The organism is Oceanimonas sp. GK1, assembly GCF_000243075.1.
Taxonomy (GTDB): Bacteria; Pseudomonadota; Gammaproteobacteria; order Enterobacterales; family Aeromonadaceae; genus Oceanimonas.
Genome location: NC_016745.1, coordinates 1,136,360 through 1,159,322 on the forward strand (window position 1 = coordinate 1,136,360; position 22,963 = coordinate 1,159,322).

General features: G+C 61.2%; 22 protein-coding genes. 12 read left to right on the forward strand and 10 right to left on the reverse strand.

From position 1 onward, the window contains the following. The first annotated feature begins 15 nt into the window (after positions 1 to 15). Positions 16 to 816, forward strand: a complete 801-nt coding sequence (gene fkpA, locus GU3_RS05440) for an FKBP-type peptidyl-prolyl cis-trans isomerase (RefSeq protein ID WP_014291539.1) — start codon at positions 16 to 18, stop codon at positions 814 to 816. Positions 817 to 837: 21 nt separating this feature from the next. Here fkpA and GU3_RS05445 read toward each other — a convergent pair whose 3' ends face one another. Beyond that, complete coding sequence (locus tag GU3_RS05445; RefSeq protein ID WP_014291540.1) at positions 838 to 1,146, reverse strand: GIY-YIG nuclease family protein; 309 nt, start codon at positions 1,144 to 1,146, stop codon at positions 838 to 840. 53 nt (positions 1,147 to 1,199) lie between these two features. Here GU3_RS05445 and GU3_RS05450 point away from each other — a divergent pair, with 53 nt between their 5' ends. Next, the gene (locus GU3_RS05450; protein WP_041542962.1) at positions 1,200 to 1,910 is read left to right on the forward strand and encodes an SIMPL domain-containing protein; all 711 of its coding nucleotides are present in this window, start codon (positions 1,200 to 1,202) and stop codon (positions 1,908 to 1,910) included. A gap of 1 nt (position 1,911) precedes the next feature. Here GU3_RS05450 and GU3_RS05455 read toward each other — a convergent pair whose 3' ends face one another. After that, positions 1,912 to 2,343: a protein-disulfide reductase DsbD domain-containing protein gene (locus tag GU3_RS05455; protein ID WP_014291542.1), complete on the reverse strand. Its 432-nt coding sequence runs from the start codon at positions 2,341 to 2,343 to the stop codon at positions 1,912 to 1,914. A gap of 113 nt (positions 2,344 to 2,456) precedes the next feature. Here GU3_RS05455 and GU3_RS05460 point away from each other — a divergent pair, with 113 nt between their 5' ends. Further along, complete coding sequence (locus GU3_RS05460) at positions 2,457 to 2,936, forward strand: FxsA family protein (RefSeq protein ID WP_041543530.1); 480 nt, start codon at positions 2,457 to 2,459, stop codon at positions 2,934 to 2,936. Positions 2,937 to 3,137: 201 nt separating this feature from the next. Here the strand turns inward: GU3_RS05460 and GU3_RS05465 are convergent, their stop codons facing one another. Further along, positions 3,138 to 4,490, reverse strand: a complete 1,353-nt coding sequence (locus GU3_RS05465; protein WP_014291544.1) for an MATE family efflux transporter — start codon at positions 4,488 to 4,490, stop codon at positions 3,138 to 3,140. A 197-nt stretch (positions 4,491 to 4,687) separates the two neighbouring features. Between GU3_RS05465 and GU3_RS05470 the strand changes: the two genes are divergently transcribed. From GU3_RS05470 to GU3_RS05485, 4 genes are all read left to right on the forward strand, one after another. Beyond that, entirely contained in the window at positions 4,688 to 4,981 is a 294-nt protein-coding gene (locus GU3_RS05470; RefSeq protein WP_014291545.1) for a co-chaperone GroES, read from the forward strand. Positions 4,982 to 5,013: 32 nt separating this feature from the next. Continuing rightward, positions 5,014 to 6,660 (forward strand): chaperonin GroEL, encoded by a 1,647-nt coding sequence (groL, locus tag GU3_RS05475; protein WP_014291546.1) that lies wholly within the window; start codon positions 5,014 to 5,016, stop codon positions 6,658 to 6,660. A gap of 240 nt (positions 6,661 to 6,900) precedes the next feature. After that, entirely contained in the window at positions 6,901 to 7,398 is a 498-nt protein-coding gene (locus GU3_RS05480) for an oxidoreductase molybdopterin-binding protein (protein WP_014291547.1), read from the forward strand. After that, on the forward strand, positions 7,395 to 9,353 hold the full coding sequence (locus GU3_RS05485) for an EAL domain-containing protein (RefSeq protein WP_148265852.1): 1,959 nt from the start codon (positions 7,395 to 7,397) through the stop codon (positions 9,351 to 9,353). The genes GU3_RS05480 and GU3_RS05485 overlap by 4 nt, the downstream gene beginning before the upstream one ends. On the opposite strand, the gene GU3_RS05490 is transcribed toward GU3_RS05485, so the two are convergent. After that, complete coding sequence (locus tag GU3_RS05490) at positions 9,337 to 9,645, reverse strand: hypothetical protein (RefSeq protein WP_014291549.1); 309 nt, start codon at positions 9,643 to 9,645, stop codon at positions 9,337 to 9,339. The two genes, GU3_RS05485 and GU3_RS05490, sit on opposite strands and share 17 nt — an antisense overlap. A 12-nt stretch (positions 9,646 to 9,657) precedes the next feature. Beyond that, positions 9,658 to 10,677, reverse strand: coding sequence for an EF-P beta-lysylation protein EpmB (gene epmB, locus GU3_RS05495; RefSeq protein WP_014291550.1), 1,020 nt, complete (start codon positions 10,675 to 10,677; stop codon positions 9,658 to 9,660). Positions 10,678 to 10,717: 40 nt separating this feature from the next. On the opposite strand from epmB, the gene efp reads away from it, so the two are divergent. The 3 genes from efp to GU3_RS05515 all read left to right on the forward strand — a co-directional run bounded on the left by efp (position 10,718) and on the right by GU3_RS05515 (position 14,039). Next, positions 10,718 to 11,284 (forward strand): elongation factor P, encoded by a 567-nt coding sequence (gene efp, locus GU3_RS05500; RefSeq protein WP_014291551.1) that lies wholly within the window; start codon positions 10,718 to 10,720, stop codon positions 11,282 to 11,284. Positions 11,285 to 11,404: 120 nt separating this feature from the next. Beyond that, positions 11,405 to 12,724: an IS4 family transposase gene (locus GU3_RS05505; RefSeq protein ID WP_014290740.1), complete on the forward strand. Its 1,320-nt coding sequence runs from the start codon at positions 11,405 to 11,407 to the stop codon at positions 12,722 to 12,724. Between the two features lie 137 nt (positions 12,725 to 12,861). Continuing rightward, a protein-coding gene (locus GU3_RS05515) for an IS3 family transposase (protein ID WP_148265847.1) occupies positions 12,862 to 14,039 on the forward strand; the annotation gives its coding sequence in 2 pieces (ribosomal slippage) (positions 12,862 to 13,153 and positions 13,153 to 14,039; 1,179 coding nt in all). Between the two features lie 58 nt (positions 14,040 to 14,097). Here the strand turns inward: GU3_RS05515 and GU3_RS05520 are convergent. Further along, on the reverse strand, positions 14,098 to 15,141 hold the full coding sequence (locus tag GU3_RS05520) for a GMP reductase (protein WP_014291552.1): 1,044 nt from the start codon (positions 15,139 to 15,141) through the stop codon (positions 14,098 to 14,100). 249 nt (positions 15,142 to 15,390) lie between these two features. On the opposite strand from GU3_RS05520, the gene GU3_RS05525 reads away from it, so the two are divergent. Both GU3_RS05525 and epmA read left to right on the forward strand, forming a co-directional pair. Beyond that, entirely contained in the window at positions 15,391 to 15,807 is a 417-nt protein-coding gene (locus tag GU3_RS05525) for a VOC family protein (protein WP_041542966.1), read from the forward strand. Positions 15,808 to 15,844: 37 nt separating this feature from the next. Continuing rightward, positions 15,845 to 16,819 (forward strand): elongation factor P--(R)-beta-lysine ligase, encoded by a 975-nt coding sequence (epmA, locus tag GU3_RS05530; RefSeq protein WP_193372537.1) that lies wholly within the window; start codon positions 15,845 to 15,847, stop codon positions 16,817 to 16,819. Positions 16,820 to 17,061: 242 nt separating this feature from the next. Here epmA and GU3_RS05535 read toward each other — a convergent pair whose 3' ends face one another. From GU3_RS05535 to rsgA, 4 genes are all read right to left on the reverse strand, one after another. Beyond that, positions 17,062 to 17,550 (reverse strand): DUF4136 domain-containing protein, encoded by a 489-nt coding sequence (locus GU3_RS05535; protein WP_014291555.1) that lies wholly within the window; start codon positions 17,548 to 17,550, stop codon positions 17,062 to 17,064. 63 nt (positions 17,551 to 17,613) lie between these two features. Further along, positions 17,614 to 20,940 (reverse strand): miniconductance mechanosensitive channel MscM, encoded by a 3,327-nt coding sequence (mscM, locus tag GU3_RS05540; RefSeq protein ID WP_014291556.1) that lies wholly within the window; start codon positions 20,938 to 20,940, stop codon positions 17,614 to 17,616. Positions 20,941 to 20,970: 30 nt separating this feature from the next. Beyond that, positions 20,971 to 21,828: an archaetidylserine decarboxylase gene (gene asd, locus GU3_RS05545; protein ID WP_014291557.1), complete on the reverse strand. Its 858-nt coding sequence runs from the start codon at positions 21,826 to 21,828 to the stop codon at positions 20,971 to 20,973. A gap of 15 nt (positions 21,829 to 21,843) precedes the next feature. Then, a complete protein-coding gene (rsgA, locus tag GU3_RS05550; protein WP_014291558.1) occupies positions 21,844 to 22,878 on the reverse strand; it encodes a small ribosomal subunit biogenesis GTPase RsgA in 1,035 nt (344 codons plus the stop codon). Positions 22,879 to 22,963: the final 85 nt, after the last annotated feature.

Genomic DNA, 22,963 nt, shown 5'->3' on the forward strand with positions numbered 1-22,963 from the left:
GACTCGGAGTTGATAATGAAAAAACTGTTACAGGTCAGCTTGCTGGCCGCCGCCGTGATGGCGGGGTTGAGTGGTTGTAAGGAAGAGCAGGCGGCCTCGACCGCCCCGGCCGCCGAAAACGCGGTGGCGCTGAACAGTTTCGAGGACAAGTCCGCTTACGCCATCGGCCTGTCCATGGGGCGCTATATCGGCTCTACCCTGGAAAAGCAGCAGGAACTGGGCGTGACCCTGAATGACGAGGTCATTCTGCAGGGGGTGAAGGACGGGTTTGGTGCCGAGGGCCAAATGACCGACGAGGAAGTGCAGCAGGCACTGATGGCCTACGACACCCACATCAACGAGCTGATCGAAGCCAAGAACAAGGAAGAAGCCGCCGCCACCCTGAAGGAAGGCGAGGAGTTTCTGAAGGAAAACGCCAAGCGTGACGGCGTGCAGGTCACCGAGTCCGGCCTGCAGTACGAAGTGCTGACCGAAGGCGAGGGAGACAAGCCGGCGGCGGAAGACGTGGTGACCGTGCATTATACCGGCACCCTGGTGGACGGCACCCAGTTCGACAGCTCGGTCGAGCGCGGCGAGCCGGCGAGCTTCCCGCTCAACCAGGTGATCCCGGGCTGGACCGAAGGCGTGCAGCTGATGCCGGTGGGCGCCAAGTACAAGTTCTATATTCCGTCGGCGCTGGCCTACGGTGAGACCGGTGCCGGCTCCATTCCCGGCAATGCGGTGCTGATCTTTGACGTTGAGCTGCTGGACATTGAAAAGGCCGCCGACGCCCAGGAAGCCGTGGCCGCCTCACCGGACGAAGCCGGCACCGAATAAGCAAGACACCGAGGGCGCCCTTCAGGCGTTCCTGTCCAGGAGCAGTTGTTGCCACTCCGAGGGGGCGTGCAGCAACTGCTCTTTTTGTTTTCTGGACAGGCGCTTGAGCCGGTATTCCAGCCGCAGCGCCGTGGATCTGTCGGTGACCGGCTGCTGCCACACCAGGGTGGCGGGACGGCGCGACCACACGTAGCGGGAAGCGAGCCGTGGCACTTGATTGTGCTCGTGGCAGCGGCGCAACGGATCCAGGCTGATGCCACCATAGAAGCTGCCATCCCGGCAGCGCAGTAGATAGAGGTACCAGGGGGCCTCAAGGGCGGTGGAATTCATGGCATGGTTTACAATCGAAACTCGAACATCGGCAAATCCTAACGGGGTTTATCATGAAAGCAAACGGAACAGGGCCGGCGGCGTTGCTGGGTGGGCTAATTGCCCTCGGGCTTATCTGGGGTGGCAGCTATCTCAAGGACGCGGTGCGCATCTGGAAACAGGCGGACCGGGTGGTCTCGGTCAAGGGCCTGGCCGAGCGGGAAGTGCAGGCGGATCTGGTGTTGTGGCCGCTCAGTTTCTCGGTGTCGGCCGACAGCCTGGAAGCGTTGTATGACGCCATTGATCGGAACCGCGCCAGGATCACCGCCTTTTTGCAGCGGCACGGCTTTGAGCAGACCGAGCTGAGCTTCTCTGCTCCGGCGGTACAGGACGTCTGGGCCAGCCAGTATGGTGAACAGCGCGCGCCCCAGCGTTACCGGGCCGATGCGGTGGTGCTGATGCGCAGCAACAAGGTGCAAGAAGTGAAAAACACCCAGCCGGCGGTGGCCGGGCTGGTCAGTCAGGGGGTGCTGCTGACCCAGAGCTATGAGCACAAGACCCAGTATGTATTTACCGGCCTCAACGACATCAAGCCCGACATGATTGCCCAGGCCACCGCCAATGCGCGAGAGGCGGCCCGTCAGTTTGCCAATGATGCCGGCGCCGAGGTGGGCGGCATTCGTGCGGCCCAGCAGGGGTATTTTTCCATCGCCGACCTGGATGCCTATACCCCCGAGATCAAGCTGGTGCGGGTGGTGACCAGTGTCGACTATTTGCTGGAGTGACTCAGTTCAGCGCAAGCACACGCTGTTGGGGGGGGTAGCAAAGACCGGTGGTGCAGCCTTGATAGTGCAGCATGATATGGCCGCCTGAGGTGGCCGAGGCCACCGGCAGGCTCAGGGTGAGCTGCCTTCGGTAGATTTCGCTCTTGCCAAAATATTCGTCTTCATGGGGCTCGCCTGCCGGAGGCTGCCAGTGCCCCAGCTCAACGCCCTGGCCGTCGGCCGAGAGCGTGTGCCGGTACAGGTAGGCATCGGGAGCGATGGTGATATCGACCCGGACGGCGTTGCCGTCGCGGCGGTGACTGATCACAAAGGCCTGCTCCACCGGCAGCACCCGGTTGCCGGGTGGTGGCGACGGAGCGGACCATTCCAGTACAAACGGAGCCAGCATCAGCAGCAGGCCGATCAGGGCCGCGGTCAGCAGAGCAGGTTTCATCAATGTCTCCCTGAGTCGTGGAGCACACAATGACATTTGAAAATGCCATGGTGCGCCCCCACGTTATCGGTTTGACCCCATTGTAAGCCGTGAAACGGCAAAAAGAGGTGATTGTGGGCAGAATACTGTTGTTTTTCATTGGTGCCGGTTTGCTGGAGATCTTCGTGTTGATCGAAGTGGGCTCGGCCATTGGTGCCTGGAGTACCATTGCACTGATCATGCTGACCGCGATCATCGGCATTAGCCTGGTGCGCATTCAGGGGCTGCAGACCCTGATGGAGGCCCAGGCCAAAATCAACCGGGGTGAAACCCCGGCCCGGGAAATGGTGTCGGGCATGATGCTGGCGCTGAGCGGCGTGCTGTTGCTGTTGCCGGGCTTTGTCACCGACTTTGCCGGTGTACTGTTGCTGTTGCCGCCGGTGCGCACCGCCCTGGCGGAGCGCTTTCTCGGCCGTGCCCATGTTCGGGGCACCAAGGGTCATACCTTCAGCGCCGAATATTACTACCATAGCGAAACCCGGGTGAACGACGACGAGCAGAGCAGAAAAGGCGTGACCTTTGAAGGCGAAGCCGAGCGCAAGGACGACAAGTGATCTCTTGAGAAGCTGAACGCGCCATAACCCTGTTCGTCATGCCGGCCTTGAGCCGGCATCTTTTTAGGGTGGTCCTGCATACCGCCTTGGACTCCGGCTCAAGGCCGGAGTGACAATCCTTTCAGTCCCCAGTCCCCAGTCCCCAGTCCCCAGTCCCCAGTCCCCAGTCCCCAGTCCCCAGTCCCCAGTCCCCAGTTTTCGTCAACTCAGCGGATGGCGGATTTTCCAGGGAAAGCGTCGCCAGGCAAATACGCAGGCAAGCAGCCCCGCCAGCAGGTTGGCCAGCAAAATACCGGTAAAAATGCCCTCGGCGCCGGCCAGGGCGGCGCCCAGCCAGGCCAGGGGCAGCAGCAGGCCAAACAGCCTAAGGCCGTTCAGCAGCAGGGAAATCACCGACACTCGCAGGCCGTTCAGGGCCGCCCCCAGCAACATAAAGCACCCTTGCAGGCCGTAACTGACGGGCACCAGCCGCAGGTAGTGCTGCAGCAGGCTGCTCACCTCGGCACTGTCGGTAAACAGTCCCGCCAGCCAGGGCGCCAGCCACCATAGCAACACAAACACACCCAGCTGAAACAGCAGCGCAAAGCGCATCGCCAGCAGCAGGCCGTGGCGGCTGCGCTCATGCAGCCCCGCGCCGGTGTTCTGGGAAATAAAGGGGGCGAGCACCGAGCTCAGCGCCATCATCACGATCAACACCACCGCCTCAATACGGGACGCCGCCCCATAGGCGGCCACGGTTTCGGTGCCAAGGTCGGCCAGCAACAGCATCAGCAGGGCGGTGGCCACCGGGTTGAGCACGCTGGTGAAGGAGGCGGGAATGGCCACGTGCAGCAGTTGGCGCCAGTGTTGCAATAAGGGCGTCAGGGCCGGCCAATGCCAGCTTAGCAGGCGCTCCCGGTGCTGCAGCAGATAGAGTGCCACCACCATGGCCATCAGCCAGGAGCAGGCGCTGGCGATGGCGGCACCGCGAATGCCGAGCGTGGGAAAGGGGCCCAGGCCAAAGATCAGCAGCGGATCGAGCACGCCGTTCACCAGGCCGGCCACCAGCATCACCAGGCCGGGCGTATGGGTGTCGCCGGTGGCACGAATGGCGGCGTTGCACACCATGGGGATCACCAGCATGGGCGAGGCGGCGTACCAGACGATCATGTAATCGTGGATCAGCGGCAGCAGTGCCGGATCGGCCCCCAGCAGGCTAAACAGCGGATCCATACTGGCCAGCCCCAGGCCGGCCAGTATGGTGATCAGCAGCAGGGACAGCAACAGACTGTCGCTGGTAAAGCGGGCCGCCCGCTCATGGCGGCCGGCGCCCAGCGCCTGCCCCAGACTGGCCGACAGCCCGGCCCCCAGGCCCATGGCCAGCGAGGTGACCACAAAGGTCACCGGAAAGGTAAAGGTGACCGCCGCCAGCGGGGCCGTACCGAGCAGCCCGATAAAAAAAGTGTCCACCAGGTTGAACCCCAGGATCGCCACTATGCCCAGCGCCATGGGGCCGGTCATGCGCGCCAGTTGCGGGCCGATGGGAGCGGTGAGCAGGGAATTGGTGCGGGTCACAGAATAACCTTGGTGTGGCGGCGGATGCAGAACTCGGCGGCCATGATAACGCTGCCCCACCCATGATTTTAAAAAAATTTTTGCTTTCCGCTCTTGAAGGCGCCGAATGCGCTCCCATATAGGAAGGCAACGGAACAAGTTTGCGGCCGATGGCCGTTTATCTCACAAGGTAACAACACTCAGCAGGAGAGTTATCGATGAACATTCGTCCATTGCACGATCGCGTCATTATCAAGCGTATTGAAGCCGAGGCCAAGTCGGCCGGTGGCATCGTTCTGACCGGCTCCGCCGCCGAGAAATCCACTCGCGGCGAAGTGCTGGCGGTGGGTAATGGCCGTACGCTGGACAACGGTGAAGTGAAGACCATGTCCGTGAAGGTCGGTGACAAGGTGATCTTCAACGAAGGTTTTGGCGTCAAGACCGAGAAGCTGGATGGCCAGGAAGTGCTGATCCTGTCCGAAAACGACATTCTGGCTATCGTCGAAGAATAATCCGGTTCATCTACTTTTAAGGAAGAGAAACAATGGCAGCTAAAGACGTAAAATTTGGTAACGACGCCCGCGTTAAAATGCTCAAGGGTGTGAACATCCTGGCCGACGCCGTTAAGGTGACCCTGGGCCCGAAAGGCCGCAACGTGGTACTGGACAAGTCCTTCGGTGCCCCCAACATCACCAAGGACGGCGTGTCCGTGGCCAAGGAAATCGAACTGGAAGACAAGTTCGAGAACATGGGCGCCCAGATGGTGAAGGAAGTGGCTTCCAAGGCCAACGACGAAGCCGGTGATGGCACCACCACCGCCACCGTACTGGCCCAGTCCATTGTTAATGAAGGCCTGAAGGCCGTGGCCGCCGGCATGAACCCGATGGATCTGAAGCGCGGCATCGACAAGGCCGTGGTCAAGGCAGTGGAAGAGCTGAAAGCCCTGTCCGTACCCTGTAAAGACACCAAGGCCATTGCCCAGGTGGGTACCATCTCCGCCAACTCCGATGAAAAGGTCGGCACCCTGATCGCCGAAGCCATGGAAAAAGTGGGCACCGACGGTGTGATCACCGTGGAAGAAGGCCAGGGTCTGGAAGACGAGCTGGACGTGGTGGAAGGCATGCAGTTCGACCGCGGTTACCTGTCTCCCTACTTCATCAACAAGCAGGAAACCGGCACCGTTGAGCTGGAAGACCCCTTCATTCTGCTGGTGGACAAGAAAGTTTCCAACATTCGTGAGCTGCTGCCGGTGCTGGAAGGCGTCGCCAAGCAGTCCAAGCCGCTGCTGATTGTGGCCGAAGACGTGGAAGGCGAAGCCCTGGCCACCCTGGTGGTGAACAACATGCGCGGCATCGTGAAGGTGGCCGGCGTCAAGGCTCCTGGCTTTGGTGACCGCCGCAAGGCCATGCTGCAGGACATCGCCATCCTCACCGGCGGTACCGTGATCTCCGAAGAAGTGGGTCTGGAGCTGGAAAAGGCCACCCTGGAAGATCTGGGCCGTGCCAAGCGCGTGGTGATCAGCAAAGACAACACCACCATCATTGATGGCGTGGGCGAAGCCGAAACCATCAACGCTCGCGTGGCGCAAATTCGCCAGCAGATCGAAGAATCCTCTTCTGACTACGATCGCGAGAAGCTGCAAGAGCGCGTGGCCAAGCTGGCCGGCGGTGTGGCCGTGATCAAGGTGGGTGCCGCCACCGAAGTGGAAATGAAAGAGAAGAAGGCCCGCGTTGACGACGCCCTGCACGCAACCCGTGCTGCGGTGGAAGAAGGTGTGGTGCCCGGTGGCGGTGTGGCCCTGGTACGTGCCGCTGCCAAGCTGTCCGGCCTGACCGGTGACAACGAAGATCAGAACGTGGGTATCAAGGTAGCTCTGCGCGCCATGGAAGCCCCGCTGCGTCAGATTGTTACCAACGCCGGCGAAGAAGCCTCGGTAGTGGTATCCAAGGTCAAGGCCAGCGAAGGTAACCACGGCTACAACGCCGGTAACGACACCTACGGCGACATGCTGGAAATGGGCATCCTGGATCCGACCAAGGTGACCCGCTCCGCGCTGCAGTTTGCCGCTTCCGTGGCCGGTCTGATGATCACCACCGAAGCCATGGTAACCGACCTGCCGAAGGACGATGCCGCCTCCATGCCGGACATGGGCGGCATGGGTGGTATGGGTGGCATGGGAGGGATGATGTGATCTGAGTCACATCATTTCCTGCCGGGATCCTTCCCGGGCCATCAAAAAGCCGGACCGAGAGGTCCGGCTTTTTTTTTTTTGACAGCCGTGTCCCTGGCTAAAATTACACTTCAGTTGCATCTAATGTTTTAGGTATGATGGCAGCCCTGTCTTGATGGGACTATTGAGTCCTTGTGGTTGTTCAGGATACCGCTCGAAAGGCTGGGCAAACGCCACCCTTGTGAGCTGAGGAGAGGAAGCATGAAACGGCTCGGCATGCTTATGCTGTGGTTGGTATCGTTTGGGAGCTGGTCTCAGGAGCCGGTGATCCTCACCATCTTCGGCAATATCGAACTGGAAGGGCGCTCCTTTGAGCAGATCGACTATACCCTGCCTGAGCTTCGCGCCCTGCCTCAGGGAGAAATCACCACGGCCCATCCCTGGTCCGAGCAGCCCCGGACCTACCGTGGTCTGGATCTGAGCGCCCTGCTCGACACCCTGTTTGCCCATGGGAAAATCAGGACGCTCTACCTGGAGGCACTGAATGGCTTCAGCGTGGCGGTGGACTGGCAGACGGTGGCTCCCTATGGGCCGCTGCTGGCCTGGAGCGAAAATGGCCGTCTGATGAGCCGGCGCGACAAGGGGCCGCTGTGGCTGATATTGCCCTATGATCAGGCACCCGAGCTGCAGCAGGCGGAGTTTTTGCATTACATGGCCTGGCAACTCAGGTACATCAAAGTTCGAACGGAATCCAAGTGAGGCGATTGTTCATTCCCATTCCCGGCACCGAGCACCAGGGCGCCCTGCATGCGCTCAAGCGGGTCGGGAGCCTGCTGCTGCTGCTGTGCATGCTGTGGTTCGGCATCAGCGCCGGCCAAGCCTTGCTGGGCATTCGCCAGCACAATACCCTGCTTGAGCAGCGTAACTATGAAGTGCCCTGGTCGCTGATGCAGCTCAAGCTGGAAATGAGCCGGTTCCTCGATGCCGTCAGGCTGCGCCATGCCGGCGCCATCAACCACGACGAGCTGATGCTGCGTTACGACATTCTGTGGAGCCGGACGCCGGTGCTGCTCAGCAACCAGCTCAAGGACACCCTGAGCGAACGCCCCGATCTGTGGCAGTTGATCCAGCAGATTGAAAACCGGGTCAGAGCCATGGAGCCCATGGTCAAGGCGATGGGCCCCGGCTCGCCCGACTATCAGCTGCTGCTGGCCGAGCTCAGTCCCTATGATGAGCCCCTGGCCCGCACCATGACCGCCACCATGCACAGCAATGTGCTGTTTTATGCCGAATATGATCAGGCCTACCGAAAACTGGGCCGGGAGCTTTATATCAGCACCCTGGGGCTGGCGGTCAGCGGCCTGTTGCTGTTGCTAATGCTGGGGGCCGAGCTGTTTGGCTACCGCCGCCGCTTGTTGCGGGATCCCCTGACCGGGGTGCCCAACCGGTTTGCCCTGCATCACCGGCTGCAGCAGCTGGTCAGCCGCCAGCAGCCGTTCAGCCTGATCCTGCTGGCGCTGAAGGATTACTCCCGGTATTACCAGCAGTTTGGGTTTGAGGTGGCCGACCAGCTACAGCAGGCCTTTGCCCGTCGCCTTGAAACCAGCCTGTTGCCGGAAGAAAGCATCGCCTCCCTCGGCCGGGAAAGCCTGGTCGTGGTGGCCGAGGGAGTGCGGGAATTATCCGATGTGCGGGTTCGCCTTTCCCGTTTTCGTCAGGCCCTGAGTGCGCTCGAGCCCATGGCCCAGCACGATTTCAACCTGGACCCGGTGATTGGCGTGGTGCTGTATCCGGCGGATGCGGACACCATGGTGGAGTTGCTGGCCCGGGGCGAGCTGGCGCTGGAGCTGAGCCGGCACGAGCAGCTGCCCTATGTCATTTTTGAACCGTCCATGCTCAAGGAAATGGAACGCCGCCAGCAACTGGCCGCCGATCTGCCCGCGGCACTGGAAAGCGACAGCCTGAGCCTGCGTTTTGATCCGCTGGCCACACCGTCCGGCCAGTGCGCCGGGTTGCGGTTGTCATTGCACTGGCGTCACCCTCGCTATGGTGACATCGGCGACAGCGAGCTGCTCCGGATTACCGAGCAGTATCAGTTGTCGGAACGGTTACTGTGGTGGACGCTGGAGCGGATTGGCGAACTGCTGCCCGGCTGGCGGCAAGGGCAGCCGACGCTGTTTGTCAGCCTGGCGTTGCCGCCTTCGGCGTTTCGCCTGTCCCTCGGCGCCCGGCTTGAAACCCTGTTGGCCGGTTACGGGCTGAAGGGCGAGGCCCTGTCCCTGGAGGTGAGTGAGCCCATGGCGATGGAGTCACCGCATCAGGCCCTGGCAATATTGGACGCGCTGAGTCGTCAGGGGGTGCGCATCATGCTGACGGAGTTCGGTACCGGGGGTTCCCGCTGGGGCGCCTTGTCACGGCTGCCGCTGGACTGGTTGCAGCTGGAGGCGTCCTGTTGCAGCGGTATCGAGCAGAATCAAGACGCGAGAACGCAGCTGGCCACCCTGTTTAAGCTGGCCCGGTTGCTGGGGGTGGCTCCGGTCTGCTGCGGCGTGAGCAGCGCCGCGGAGCGCGGGATCATCGCGTCACTGGGCGGCGAGCCCCTGCTGCAGGGGCCCTTTGTCGGTCCGTCACTGGCGGCCATAGAGGTGAAAAACTGGCTCAAAGAGCTGGCGCCGGCGCGGCTGACCGACTTCGACGTCAGTCAAGGCGCATAAACTGCCCCAGGGTGGTGGCCAGCAATTGAATTTTGTGCACCATGCGCGTCAGCAGCGCCTGGTATTCCGCTTCCGAGCTGGAGGACAGCAGCTCCAGCTCCTCGGCCAGCTCCGCCACATAGGGCATAAAGTGATCGGCGTGGGTGATGAAGTCGCTGTCTTCACGCAGCACGGCACTGAACTTGGCCTGCCCCTTGGCGCGCAGGGCGGCCAGTTTCTTGTCGGCGTCGATGGCCTGATGGTAGAGCTCTTTCAGGGTGTCGTTCAGCCTGTCAATTACCGAATCATGCATGAGAATGTGTCCTTAACGGGGTTCAAGGTGTAAATCGAGAGGCGTTTTGCTGTGCTCACCGCCGATCTCACGCACCAGCCGCGGTACCAGAAAGCCCGGCAGCCGGCTCAGCAGCTCGCTTATCAGGGCGCGGGCGTGTTCGTCGCTGACGGCAAAATGGGCGGCCCCGGCCACCTTGTCGAGCTGGTGCAGGTAATAAGGCAGTACGCCGGCCTCGAACAACCGCTCCGACAAGGCTTCAAGGGCGTCGGCGGTGTCGTTGACGCCGGCCAGCAGCACGCTCTGGTTGAGCAGGGTGATGCCGGCCCGCTGCCATGAGTGCAGGCGGCTGGCCAGGTAGTCGTCAACTTCATGGGCGTGGTTGACGTGCAGCACCAGTACCGGGCGCAGCCGGCTTTGAGCGAGGCGGTCACGCAGGCGGTCGGTCAGCCGCGCCGGGATCACCACCGGCAGCCGGCTGTGAATGCGCAGCCGCCTGAGGTGAGCAATGCCTTCCAGCTCGTCCAGCAGCGCAGCTATGTGTTCGTCCCGGGCCATCAGCGGATCGCCGCCGGACAGGATCACCTCGTTGATCTCCGGGTGGGCGGCAATGTAGTCGATGGCCGGTTGCCAGCCGCCCTGGCCGGGGCTGTTGTCGGCATAGGGAAAATGGCGGCGAAAGCAGTAGCGGCAGTTCACCGCACAGCCGCCGCGCAGTACCAGCAGCACCCGGGAGCGATACTTGTGCAGCAGGCCGGGCAGGGCGCTGTCATGCTCGTCGAGGGGATCGGTGACAAAGCCCGGCACCTCGGCAAACTCCTCGACCAGGGGCAGCACCTGGCGCAGCAGCGGGTCGCGCGGGTTACCCTTTTCCATCTTGTCGGCAAAAGGACGGGGAACCCGCATCGGGAACAGGCGGCGGGCCGCCAGCCCCGGTTGCCAGGGCGCAGCATCCAGCCCCAGGTAGTCCAGCAACTGCTCGGGAGTGGTAAAGGCGCGGGCCAGCTCTTTTTGCCAGGGAATATGTAAATCGCCCCCGTTTAGGGGTATCATTGCCGGCATTTTCTGCAACTCTGTCAACTACGAGGGTAAAATGGCCTCCTATAGTACCAATGAATTCAAGTCCGGTCTCAAGATTATGCTGGACGGTGAACCCTGTGCCATTATCGAAAACGAATTCGTTAAGCCCGGCAAAGGACAGGCGTTTAACCGCGTGAAAATCCGTCGCCTGCTCAACGGCAAGGTGCTGGAAAAAACCTTCAAGTCCGGCGATACCGTAGAAGGCGCCGACGTGATGGACGTGGAACTGGCCTATCTGTACAACGATGGCGAGTTCTACCACTTTATGAACAACGACACCTTTGAGCAGATCGCCGCCGACGAAAAAGCGGTTGGTGACACCAAGCTGTGGCTGAAGGAGCAGGATGTGTGCACCCTGACCCTGTGGAACGGCGCCGCCATCTCTGTCACTCCGCCCAACTTTGTGGAGCTGGAAGTGGTGGAAACCGATCCGGGCCTGAAGGGCGACACCGCCGGCACCGGCGGCAAGCCCGCCACCCTGAGCACCGGCGCCGTGGTACGGGTACCGTTGTTCATTCAGATTGGTGAAGTGCTGAAAGTGGACACCCGCTCCGGCGAGTACGTGTCCCGGGTAAAATAAGCGATTCGCAGACACAAAAAACGGCGCCTTTCGGCGTAATGCCGATCAGTTAAGCCAAATCGCTTGACGATCCCGCTCAGAAGATCAAAATCCGATGATCACAGGTCATCGGATTTTTTTATGCTGCTTTCTGACGCACTGGCTCGCACCTCCCTCAATCGCACCGTTGAATTTCACAGCCTGGCTGAGGTGCTCGACCCCGAGATAATCCAAGCTTGTCTGGCTTCAAACGGGGTGGCGACGGTGCGCAAGCGCAAACTTCCGATGGAAGCCATGGTCTGGGCAGTCATTGGCATGGCGCTGTTTCGTGGCGATTCCGTACGCCAGCTCATCAATAAGCTGGATATCGTCCTGCCACAAGAAGTCGACTCGGTGGTGCGCAGCGCGGTCACACAAGCACGTAAAAAGCTGGGCAGCGACGTGGTGCGCGATATCTTCAGGCAAACCAGTGCCAACTGGCATGCGCAGGCTCAGCATCCGCACTGGAGCGGACTGAACCTGTATGGTGTTGACGGCGTAGTCTGGCGCACTCCGGACTCACCACCGAATGCCGGTGCCTTTGCCCGCACCGCCAACCAATCCACGGACGCCGCTTATCCCCAGGTGCGCATGGTGTGCCTGATGGAGCTGAGCAGCCATTTGTTGGTGGACAGCGCCTTTGACAGCGTCGCGGTCAATGAAATGCAGCTGGCGGTCCGCTTGCTGCCGAGCATACCGGACCATAGCCTGACGCTGTTTGATAAAGGGTTCTACTCATTGGGGTTGCTGCATGCCTGGCAACAAGGGCAGCAACGGCACTGGTTGCTGCCGTTGCGTAAAGGCACGCAGTATGAGGTGGTGCGCAACCTGGGCCGCGATGACAAACTGGTGCGGTTGACCCCCAGCCCGCAGGCAAGAAAAAAGTGGCCCGACTTATCGGAGACGCTGGAAGCGAGACTGCTGAGTAAAACCGTCAAGGGAAAGCTCGTTCATATCCTGACCTCTCTGACCGATGCCATGGCCTATCCGGGTCGGGATATTGTGGATTTATATGCCCATCGCTGGGAAATCGAGCTGGGCTATCGAGAAATGAAGCAGCACCTGCTGGACAGTCGCTTCACCTTGCGTAGCCAGTTGCCGGAGCTGATACACCAGGAGTTATGGGGTGTGCTGCTGGCCTACAACCTTATCCGCTACAAAATGATCTTGATGGCTCGAGTGTTACCGGCGACCTATCCGAATCAGCTGAGCTTCAGGGAAGCCTCGTCCTACATCATCTTCAAGCTGAGCCAGCTGCCCAGTGTGGCACCGGGCAACTTGCCAAGAGAGGTATTTGCCCCAGAGAAACAGGCCAAACAGTTCAAGCTGGAGGGGAAACGAGAACGAAGTTATCCAAGAGTGCTGAAAGCTTCCAAAAACACCTATCCGGTCAGAAAGAAAAATGCCGCTCACCTTAAGTGAACGGCATTACGCCTTTCGGCGCCGTTTTTGATGGTGAGGTGTGAGGGGACAAGTGTGAGGAGAAAATGTTTTCGCTTTTTACCCCTCACTGGACTGGCCCGAAAAAAGTAGACACCTTCATTTAATGAGAAGGTGTTATGAAGTACAAACCCCACCGTCACTTTAGCGATGCATTCAAACGTGAGGCCGTCGAGGCCTCGCTATCCACCACAGAGACACAAGCTCAGCTTGCTGGCAGACTCGGGATCCATCCTAACCAATTGAGTCGCTGGCGCAGAGAGTGGATCATGACCAAGAAATCATCTGACAAAGCAGTTGAAAACATCGGACCAGAAAAAAGCCTGCAGGAGCTGGAGCGCGAGGTGGCTCGGCTGAAGAAGCAGCTTGAGCGGAAAGAGCTGGAGAACGAAATCCTAAAAAAGGCACAAGAGTACTTCGCCAAGCACGGCAAGTAAGGTTTGCCTTTATCGAGGCTCACCGAAGTCAACGCTGGCGGGTCTCGATAATGTGTGAAGTACTCGATGTGTCACGAGCGGGATATTATCGCTGGCGAGCACGTCAGCACTCGCCGGGAGCGCGTACCATCGAGCGACGGACGCTGAGCACCTTCCTGCTCGAGCGAGCCAGGCAACTGAAGAATGTGCCGGGTTATCGCAAGATGTGGCTGGAAGCACGGGATGCCGGGTTCTGCTGCGGCAAGAACCAGGTTCAGGGCTTGCTGAAAGACGCTGGTTATCGTTCATGCACGGCTCCTAAAGCAGGATATCAAAAGCCAGCATCATCCTTGCCTGTGTTGCCGAATCTGCTGAATCGCCAGTTCTCGGTGGGGTCAGCGAACCGAGTTTGGGTATCAGATATCACCCAAATCCGGTGCAGTGAAGGCTGGCTCTACATTGCTGCAGTCCTGGACCTGGGCACACGCCGCGTGGTGGGCCGAGCCATGGGTGCGATCAATAGCGCTCAGCTGGTGCTGGAGGCCCTTGAGCAGGCATGGCAACATCAGCTGCCAGATGGGACACAGCTGTTGTTCCACTCGGACCAGGGGAGTCAGTATCGGAGCGAAGAGGTGATGAGATGGCTCAATACACGGGGAATCACCATCAGCATGTCACGCCGAGGTAACTGCTGGGATAACGCCTGTTCGGAAAGCTTCTTCGCGCTGCTCAAGAAGGAATGGACACATCCATTAGGAATGCTCGGAAGAGACGAAATGGCAGATGAAGTCCGGTATTATACGGACGAGTATTACCCGAAAGTGCGGCGCCACATGGCGCTGGGAGGAATAACTCCCAATGCCTACGCAGCTGCCGCTTAACTTAAGTGTCTACTTTATCGGGGCCACTCCACACCCCTCACGTCTTACCTCAAACGTCTCACTCTTTACCGTAGACGTTGTTTTCCTGCTCGCGCACGCGAATGAAGGTGGTGCGCTTGGTCAGCTCCTTCAGTCGCTGGGCACCCACGTAGGTACAGGTGGAGCGTACGCCGCCGAGCACGTCCTGCACGGTGTTTTCCACCGGGCCGCGATAGGCCAGCTCAACGGTCTTGCCTTCGGCCGCGCGGTACTTGGCCACACCGCCGGCGTGCTTGTCCATGGCGCTGGCGGAGCTCATGCCGTAGAACTTCATGAACTGCTGGCCATCGCGCTCGATGATCTCGCCGCCGCATTCCTCGTGGGCCGCCAGCATGCCGCCCAGCATCACGAAGTCGGCGCCGCCGCCAAAGGCCTTGGCCACGTCACCGGGGCAGGTGCAGCCGCCGTCGCCGATGATCTGACCGCCCAGACCGTGGGCGGCGTCGGCACATTCGATGATGGCGGACAGCTGGGGATAGCCCACACCGGTCTTGACCCGGGTGGTGCACACCGAGCCCGGGCCGATGCCGACCTTGACGATGTCGGCGCCGCACAGGATCAGCTCTTCCACCATTTCACCGGTCACCACGTTGCCGGCGATGATGGTGTGGCGGGGGCATTGTTCGCGCACCCGGCTGACGAAGGACGCGAAGTGCTCGCTGTAGCCGTTGGCCACGTCGATGCAGATAAAGCCCAGCTCGTCGGACAGGGCCAGGATCTGGTGCAGTTTTTCAAAGTCACGCTCGGAGGTACCGGTGGACACGATCACGTGTTTGAGCACGTCGGCGCCGGCGTCGTTGACAAAGGCCTGCCATTGTTCCACCGAGTAGTGTTTGTGAACCGCGGTCAGCATCTCATGGCGGGCCAGCGCGCGGGCCATTTCGAAGGTAGCAACGGTGTCCATGTTGGCGGCGATAACCGGCACACCGGACCAGCGGCGACCTGAATGCTTAAAGGTGAACTCCCGGTTCAGTTCGACCTGAGCGCGGCTGTTGAGGGTGGAGCGCTTGGGGCGAAACAGCACATCCCTAAAGCCCAGTTTCAAGTCTTCTTCGATACGCATTGGTATTACCTCAGTAAATGACAGGCATAAAAAAACCGGGGGTTTTTAAGGCCCCCGGTTTTCGGCATTCTAGCCACGGGAAACTTTTTTGCAACCATTCCTGACTGTGAGTTCAGAAATATTACCGTCGTTGGCGTCGGGACGTCCTATGCGGGCCCTCGGCCGGGCCTGACCATGGGGCCGGCAGCGGCTTTTATTTTGTGTGAAATTGCGCCATTATTGGCTCATTCATGGGGCGAGGGTGACGTCATGTTCAGGGTAATGGGGCTGGATCATCTGGTGCTGAGGGTGCGTAACCCCCAGCGTATGCTGGATTTTTACTGCAAGGTGCTGGGCTGTTGCCTGGAACGTGAGAAGGGCGAAATCGGGCTTTACCAGCTGCGTGCCGGCGATCAGCTGATCGATCTGGTGGATATTCGCGGTCCGCTGGGCGGCGATGGCGAGGCCGCCGATCAGTGCCGGGCCAACATGGATCACTTCTGTTTGCGTATCGATCCTTTCGAGCCAGATGCGCTGCTCAATTATCTCAGCCTGTCGGGGGTGATCTGTGAGCCTCCGGTCATGCGCTATGGGGCCCAGGGAGAAGGGCCGTCGATTTATCTGTTTGATCCGGAAGGCAACCAGATTGAGCTGAAAGGTCATATCGAGACTGCCCGTCGGGACTGATCCGCAGTACACTCGGGCTTTTTGCGAGTGCTGTGTTATGACAATGTCTTCCTGGTCTCCCACCGCCGAGGTGGCGCTGTTGCGCGGGCGGGCCGAGCTGTTGGCCCGCATTCGCGGCTTTTTCGCCGAACGCGGTGTGCTGGAAGTGGATACGCCCACCCTGGCGGCGGCCGGGGTCACCGATGTGCATCTGGAAAACTTCGTCACCCGTTTTACCGGCCCCGGCATGGCCGAGGGGATGGACCTCTACCTGCAGACGTCCCCGGAATTTCATATGAAACGGCTGTTGGCCGCCGGCAGCGGTCCCATCTATCAGATCTGCAAGGCCTATCGCAATGAAGAGTCGGGTCGGCTGCACAACCCCGAGTTCACCATGCTGGAGTGGTATCGGCCGGGCTTTGATCATCACCGGCTGATGGATGAAATGGCCGAGTTGCTGCAAGCCGTGCTGGGCTGCGGTGAGCCCGAGCGCATGAGCTATGGCGCCGCCTTTGAACAGGCACTGGGGGTGTGTCCGCTGAGCGCTACCCTGGCTGAGCTGCGTATCGCCGGACAAGGGCTGGGGGCCGACGAGCTGCTGGCGCTGGAAGACGATCGCGATACCCTGCTGCAACTGCTGTTTGCCTTTGGGGTGGAGCCGGTGATTGGCCAGCAGGTGCCCTGCCTGGTGTATGACTTTCCCGCCAGCCAGGCGGCGCTGGCCCGCATTAGCCCGGCCGACGCCCGGGTGGCCGAGCGTTTTGAGGTGTATTTCAAGGGTATTGAGCTTGCCAACGGGTTTCATGAGCTGAGTGACGCCGTCGAGCAGCGGGCCCGCTTTGAGCAGGACAATCAACAACGCCTTGCGCGGGGGCTGACCGCCAAACCGGTGGATGCATACCTGCTGGCAGCACTGCAGGCGGGGCTGCCCGACTGCGCCGGCGTGGCCTTAGGGGTAGACCGGCTGATCATGCTGGCGCTCGGTGCCGAGCGGCTGGAGCAGGTGATTGCCTTTCCGGTCACCCGGGCGTGAAAGCCGTCTGCCACTTGGGTGCAAGGTGAAGCACCAGCAGGGTTGCCTCCTTCGACACGCTTCAAGCCCTTCCGTGGGACGCTCGGCAAATGCCTTCCTTGGCATTTGACGGTCGAATCCGGCAATCCCAGCTGTTGCTTCGTACGATAAAGGTGCTGTTTGTCGATGGCACTCAGACGAAGCGAAAGTAACCGAGGAGGGCAAAGGCTCGAAGATAGGTCATTCTCCTCACCCCTTACCCCTCACTGCTCCGGCGGATAATTTTCCAGCAGCTCGGCCACCTGTTGGGTGATGTTGTCGCTGCGGGCGGTGCCGCGTACCCCGTCACCGGGAAAGGCGTTGGGGTGGCGGCTTTTCCACAGCACTCGGCCCGAGTCGGGCTGCTCCAGCCACAGTACCAGATGCCATTCGCGCCGGGCGCCGTACACCCGCTCTTCATCCCAGAAGCCACTGCGGCCAAACATGTTGGGCATGGTGGTCAGCAGTCGCAGGTTTTCATCCAGCCGGTAGTTGAGCCAGAGCGAGGCTTGCTCCGGCGTGGTGACGGCAAGGCCGCGAGTGGGCAGCAGCGCCTCGGCGGCGGCGGCGATGCGGGCGCCGTCCAGTGAGTCTTGTTCCATCTTCGGCGCCAGCGCCACCGTCTTGAAGCGGCTGAAGTCGGTATCTTCCGCGTAATCGTAGGGGGCGGCACAGCCGCCCAGCAGCAGGATCAGGGTGAGCACGCGTAACATGACCGCCTCCCGGTGTGATGGCGCCAACACCCAAGCGTGGCTCAGCCTTGGGCAAAGTGCAAGTTAGCCTGGTTCGGCGGCCTTGTTGGAGGTGCCGGCCAGGGCCGCGTTGTGCTCGCCCACCAGCCGAATGTCCACCTGTTGATGGGGAATTCGAATATCATGCCGGCGCAGCCGCTCCAGCAGCAGGTTGTGCAGTTCGTGGGTCATGGGCATGCGATGGCCCATGTCGTTTACATAGACCCGCACCTCGTATACCAGGGCAGAATCGGTCAGCTCCACCAGGAAGGCTTCGGGCACCGGGTTGTCGAGGATCAGGCTGCACTCGTCAATGGCTTCCTGCAGCAGCCCCTGCACCAGCTCCACGTCCGCGTCCAGCCGCACCCGCACATAGAGTTTGACCCGGGTAATGGCGTCCGACAGCGACCAGTTGACAAACTGCTCGGTAATAAAGGCCTTGTTGGGCACGATGATCTCGCGTCTGTCCCAGTCCACTATGGTGGTGGCCCGGGTCTTGATCTTGGAAATGGTACCGGTGAGATCCCGAATGGTGACGGTGTCGCCGATGCGAATGGGCTTTTCAAACAAAATGATCAGGCCCGAGACGAAGTTGGCGAAAATCTCCTGCAGGCCAAAGCCCAGGCCTACCGACAGCGCCGCCACCAGCCACTGCAGCTTGGACCAGTCGATGCCGAGCATGGCAAAGGTGGCAAAGGCACCGAACACCAGCACCAGGTATTTGGAAATGGTGGTGATGGCAAAGCCGGTGCCGGGAGACAGATCCAGGTGCTGCAGCACGCTCAGCTCCATCAGACCCGGCAGGTTGCGGGCGGTCACCAGGGTGAGCACCACCAGAAAGACCGCAATCACCAGATCCTTGAGTGAGATGGGCACCAGGGTATCTTCCCCGGCCAGGCTGCTGGACACGTGCCAGACTTCGATGCTGTCGAGAAAGCTGAAGGCGGTGTTGATCTCGGACCACAGCAGCATCAGGGTGAGAATGTAGCCCAGCATCAGCACCGAGCGCAGCAGCCCCAGCGACTGGGCACTGATGGCGTCGAGATCCACCTCGGCCACGGCGGCGGCCTCCGCTTCGGGGCTGGGCGGCGTTTCCTGGGGTTCGTCCCGCTCTTTTTCCTTGCGCTGGGCCAGGATTTCCGCCCGCCTTGCCTTGGCCCGTTCAAAAGCCAGGCGCCGGCGCTGCAGCAGCATCCAGCGGCGCACCGAAAAATACGCCATCACAAAGCCCAGGCCGGCCAGCACCGAGATTTCCAGCTGGCGCAGCAGGGTATGGGCGGTGAACAGATAGCCCATGATGGCGGCGGCCAGAGCCAGCAGCGGCGCGGTGATCAGCAGCCCCCATAGCAGGTGGTTGGCCAGGGTCAGGTGCTCCTGGCGCGGTGATGACACCAGCAGCGGCATGTCCTGACGGTAAAGTCGCCAGGAAAACAGGCTCATCAGCACGCAGGTATAGACAAAGGCCAGCCGCCCCAGGGTGTCGTAGAGGGAGAACTCCCTGAATTCCCGGGAGGTGTATAGCAGCAGCAGCATGGGCAGTAGGCTCAGCATCAGGGTGCGGAACTGGCGCCAGACCCGGCGTACCTGCTCGGCAGGCAGGTTGAAATGCATCACCAGCAGCCCTTTTGGCAGGGTCAGGTTACCCACCAGCAGCAGAATGAACACCGGCAGCATCAGCTCCCGCAGCGCCGCCGACAGCGACACCACTATGGGCGAGGCCAGGGGCGAGTCGATGGCATGGGACAGCAGCGACAACAGCGCCGGCAGCGGCAGGGCGGTGAGCAGACTCAGCAGCAGGGTATTGAAGGTGTAGCCGTACTTGTCCTGGGTGACGTTGCCAATGCGCGGGCTGATCCGTGTCAGGTAATCTCGCAGGCTGCGCCGGCTCAGCAGCCAGAGGTAGAGCACCACCAGGGTGCTGATACCGTACAGGGTCAGGCTGGCGCCGCCCTGCTGCTGCAGCGCCTTGGGCAGGGCGGTCCAGGTGGCGCCCAGAGTCAGCCACTCCAGGGTTTCCCGCAGGGCGGCGGGAAAGCCGCTGCCAACGGGGCGCAGGTCCGGCAGCCAAAACAGTCGCTCTTCGGTCAGCGCCCGGATTTCTTCCAGCTGGCCGTTCTGCCGGCTGTAGGCCACCTTGAGCCGGGTCTGCTCGTGGATCTGAGTGTCGGTGGCGGCCTGCAGCCGCTCCAGCAGGCGGGCCCGGGTGGTGAGCAGTTCGTCGAGCAGCAACAGCTGTTCTTCGCTCAGACCCTGCTCCAGGGTCAGCAGCCGGTTGCGGTAGCTGTTGTTGGCAATGTCGTCGAGATCTTCCTGATAGCTGTATTTGTCTACCCGGCTTTGCACGATGCGGGCTTCCAGCTGAGGCAGGGGGTAGGGGGTTGGCAGCTCGCTCAGGCGGTTGCGCAGGTTCTCGCCAAAGCCCCGGCTGACCTCCAGCCACTCCAGTTGCTCCTTGAGGTTGTTCTTGAGGGTGGTGAGCTCGCTGACGGCGCTTTCCACCGCCTGGTTTTCCAGTTGCAGCGACTCGATGGTGCGGCTGCGCTCCACCAGGGTGGCCGACAGTTGCTGGTTGCGCTCCTGCTCCCGGGCCAGCAAAGGCGAGTCGGTCTGCACCTCGTCCAGCAGCCGTTCGCTTTCGGCAATGGCCGCCTCGGTGGTGGCCCGGCGCAGCTCATTCTGCCGGTTTTGCAGGGCGTCGATGTACTGGTCGAGATCCGTCAGCCGGCTTTGCAGTATCTCCAGCCTGAGCTTGTTGAGGGTGTCCCGGTTGCCGGAGGACAGCTGCTCCAGCTCCAGCATCTGAATGCGGCGCTGCAGGCTCTGCTCCCGCACCATGGCCAGAATACGGTTGGCGTTCTGTTGCCGGCCCTGCTCCTCGGTAAACTGCAGCTGATCCAGGTTCTGCTGGGTCTGGCGCAGTTGCTGGCGCAGCTCGTCGAGCTGGTTGTGCAGGCCGCTGTTGCTGAGCTCCTGCAGGTTGAAGGTGTTGGCCAGCTCTTCCCGCTGGCGCCTGAGCTCCAGCCGCCGTGCCTGGGCGTCCACCAGCGCCTGCTCGAGATCCGGGCCGTCGAGCAGGGGAATGCTCTCGGTGGAGGTGCCCTTGAGCGCCGCTTTTTCCTGCTCCAGCTTTTTCAGCGCGTTCGGGTAGTCGTCCATGAACTGGCGCAGGCGGTCGGTTTGCTGTTGATAGCGTTCGCCTTCCCGCACCAGTTGCAGCGCCTGGTTGTAACTGTCGCGCAGTTTTTGCAGCTCGGGCTTGTCCCCTTCCGGAATTTCCTTCAGCAGGGCCTCGATATCGGCCACGCTCTGATCCGCCGGCACCGGGGCCGGCAGCAACAACAGCATCAAAAACAGCAGAATGGGCGCAAACACGGCGGCGTCTCTCAATCGGGCAAGTTCGGGTTATGACAACAGGCGACCAAATTCGGTGCCCATGCGGGTGGGCGTACCGGGTGTCAGCCGCTCGCTCAGGGCGACCCGATCCGGGCCAAACAGGCACACCACTGTGCTGCCCAGCTTGAATCGGCCCATTTCCTCGCCTTTCGCCAGCCGCGGCGCCGTGTCGGCATCGTAGTTCCAGCGTTGCACCCGCTTGCCCGGAGGCGGGGTGACGGTGCCGGCCCAGACGGTTTCGATGCTGGCGACGATGGTGGCCCCCACCAGAGCCATGGCCATGGGGCCGGCGCTGGTATCGAAGATGCACACCACCCGCTCGTTGCGGGCAAACAGCTCGGGCACCCGGGACGCGGTGAGCGGATTCACCGAGAACAGCTCGCCGGGCACGTACACCATGGTTCTGAGTACGCCGTCGAGGGGCATGTGAATGCGGTGATAATCCCGGGGCGCCAGGTAGATGGTGGCGAAATCGCCGCCCATAAAGGGCGCGGCCAGATCCTTGTCGCCGCCGAGCAGGGCGCGGGCGCTGTAGTCGTGGCCCTTGGCCTGAATGATGCGGCCCTGCTCAATGGGCGCCAACTGGCTGATGGTGCCGTCCACCGGCATGGCCAGCACGTCGTCGCCGTCCACCAGCGGGCGGGCGCCGTCCTTCAGCGGGCGGGTAAAGAAGGCGTTGAAGCTTTTGTAATGACCGGGCTCGGAATGAGCGGCCTCGCTCATGTCCACCTTGTAGCGGCGAATAAAGGTGTTGATCAGCCACTGGGTCAGGGCGCCGGCCTCGGCGGCGGCGAGTCTGCCTACCAGGCGGGACAGCAGGTGTTTGGGCAGCAGATATTGCAGCAAAATCTTGAAATGGTCTTTCATTCTGGAGTCACACGGTCAGGAGTTGGGATGATAGCGGTCGGGTTTGTCCGCCATGGCATCCATGATGCGGTGGTAGCTGTCGAGCCGCTCTGAGTGAATGCGGCCGTCGGCGGCGGCTTGCTGCAGCAGGCAACCGGGATCGGTGCCGTGCTTGCAGTCGCGAAAGCGGCAACCGCCCAGGTAGTCGCGAAATTCGCGGAAGCACCAGGCCACCCGATCGGGATCCAGGTGCCAGAGCGAAAACTCGCGAATGCCGGGAGAATCGATGAGCGAGCCGCCAGTGGGAAAATGATACAGCCGGGCGGTGGTGGTGGTGTGCTGGCCGAGGCCCGAGTTGTCGGACACGGCGCCGGTCTGGACGTCCACATGGGGCATAACGGCGTTCACCAGGGACGACTTGCCCACCCCGGACTGGCCCACAAAAATACTGGTGTGGCTGCTCAGCGCCTGTTGCAGCTCGTCCAGGCCTTCGCCGGTGTCGCAGCTCACCAGCAGCACCCGGTAACCGATGTCCCGATAGCGCTGCAAGTCGCGTTCGGCGTCACGGCGTTGCTCGTCGCTCAGCAGATCCACCTTGTTCAGCACCAGCATGGGCGGCATTTCCACGTCCTCGGCGGCCACCAGGTAGCGGTCGATGATATGGCAGCTCAGCTCGGGCAGCACGGCGGACACCACCACTATCTGGTCGATATTGGCGGCCACCGGCTTGATGCCGTCGTAGTAGTCGGGGCGGGTGAGCACGGTGGCGCGCGGGTGCACCGCTTCCACCACGCCGCTGATACCCTGCAAGATATCGGTGCCCGGGCGCCAGACCACCCGGTCGCCGGTCACCAGTGAGCCCAGGGTTCGGCGTAGGTTGCAGCGATGGATCTTCCCCTCGCTGTCCTCAATGTCCGCGTGCTGGCCAAAGCGGCTGATCACCACGCCTTCCTGAGGCGGGCCCAGCAGGGTGTCGTCGATCACCTCGGCCTGCTGCTTTTTCAGCCGGCGGCTGTGGTTGTCGCTTACGCGGCGTTTCTGGCCTTTGCTCAGGCGTCTCTTCTTGGTCACGCTGTCCTCGAACCTGTTTTCACTGCCGGCTATGATACACTTTCCCCTTCAATCTTGTCCCTATTGCCACGTCGCAGGAAAGTAA

Excerpts from the sequence above, each read along its gene's own strand:
- GU3_RS05490 (WP_014291549.1), bottom strand. The coding sequence starts at position 9,645 with ATGCATGATTCGGTAATTGACAGGCTGAACGACACCCTGAAAGAGCTC.
- GU3_RS05480 (WP_014291547.1), top strand. The coding sequence starts at position 6,901 with ATGAAACGGCTCGGCATGCTTATGCTGTGGTTGGTATCGTTTGGGAGC.
- epmB (WP_014291550.1), bottom strand. The coding sequence starts at position 10,677 with ATGATACCCCTAAACGGGGGCGATTTACATATTCCCTGGCAAAAAGAG.
- groL (WP_014291546.1), top strand. The coding sequence starts at position 5,014 with ATGGCAGCTAAAGACGTAAAATTTGGTAACGACGCCCGCGTTAAAATG.
- asd (WP_014291557.1), bottom strand. The coding sequence starts at position 21,828 with ATGAAAGACCATTTCAAGATTTTGCTGCAATATCTGCTGCCCAAACAC.
- GU3_RS05445 (WP_014291540.1), bottom strand. The coding sequence starts at position 1,146 with ATGAATTCCACCGCCCTTGAGGCCCCCTGGTACCTCTATCTACTGCGC.
- GU3_RS05470 (WP_014291545.1), top strand. The coding sequence starts at position 4,688 with ATGAACATTCGTCCATTGCACGATCGCGTCATTATCAAGCGTATTGAA.
- GU3_RS05535 (WP_014291555.1), bottom strand. The coding sequence starts at position 17,550 with ATGTTACGCGTGCTCACCCTGATCCTGCTGCTGGGCGGCTGTGCCGCC.
- GU3_RS05455 (WP_014291542.1), bottom strand. The coding sequence starts at position 2,343 with ATGAAACCTGCTCTGCTGACCGCGGCCCTGATCGGCCTGCTGCTGATG.
- fkpA (WP_014291539.1), top strand. The coding sequence starts at position 16 with ATGAAAAAACTGTTACAGGTCAGCTTGCTGGCCGCCGCCGTGATGGCG.
- efp (WP_014291551.1), top strand. The coding sequence starts at position 10,718 with ATGGCCTCCTATAGTACCAATGAATTCAAGTCCGGTCTCAAGATTATG.
- epmA (WP_193372537.1), top strand. The coding sequence starts at position 15,845 with ATGACAATGTCTTCCTGGTCTCCCACCGCCGAGGTGGCGCTGTTGCGC.
- GU3_RS05450 (WP_041542962.1), top strand. The coding sequence starts at position 1,200 with ATGAAAGCAAACGGAACAGGGCCGGCGGCGTTGCTGGGTGGGCTAATT.
- GU3_RS05505 (WP_014290740.1), top strand. The coding sequence starts at position 11,405 with ATGCTGCTTTCTGACGCACTGGCTCGCACCTCCCTCAATCGCACCGTT.
- GU3_RS05520 (WP_014291552.1), bottom strand. The coding sequence starts at position 15,141 with ATGCGTATCGAAGAAGACTTGAAACTGGGCTTTAGGGATGTGCTGTTT.
- GU3_RS05525 (WP_041542966.1), top strand. The coding sequence starts at position 15,391 with ATGTTCAGGGTAATGGGGCTGGATCATCTGGTGCTGAGGGTGCGTAAC.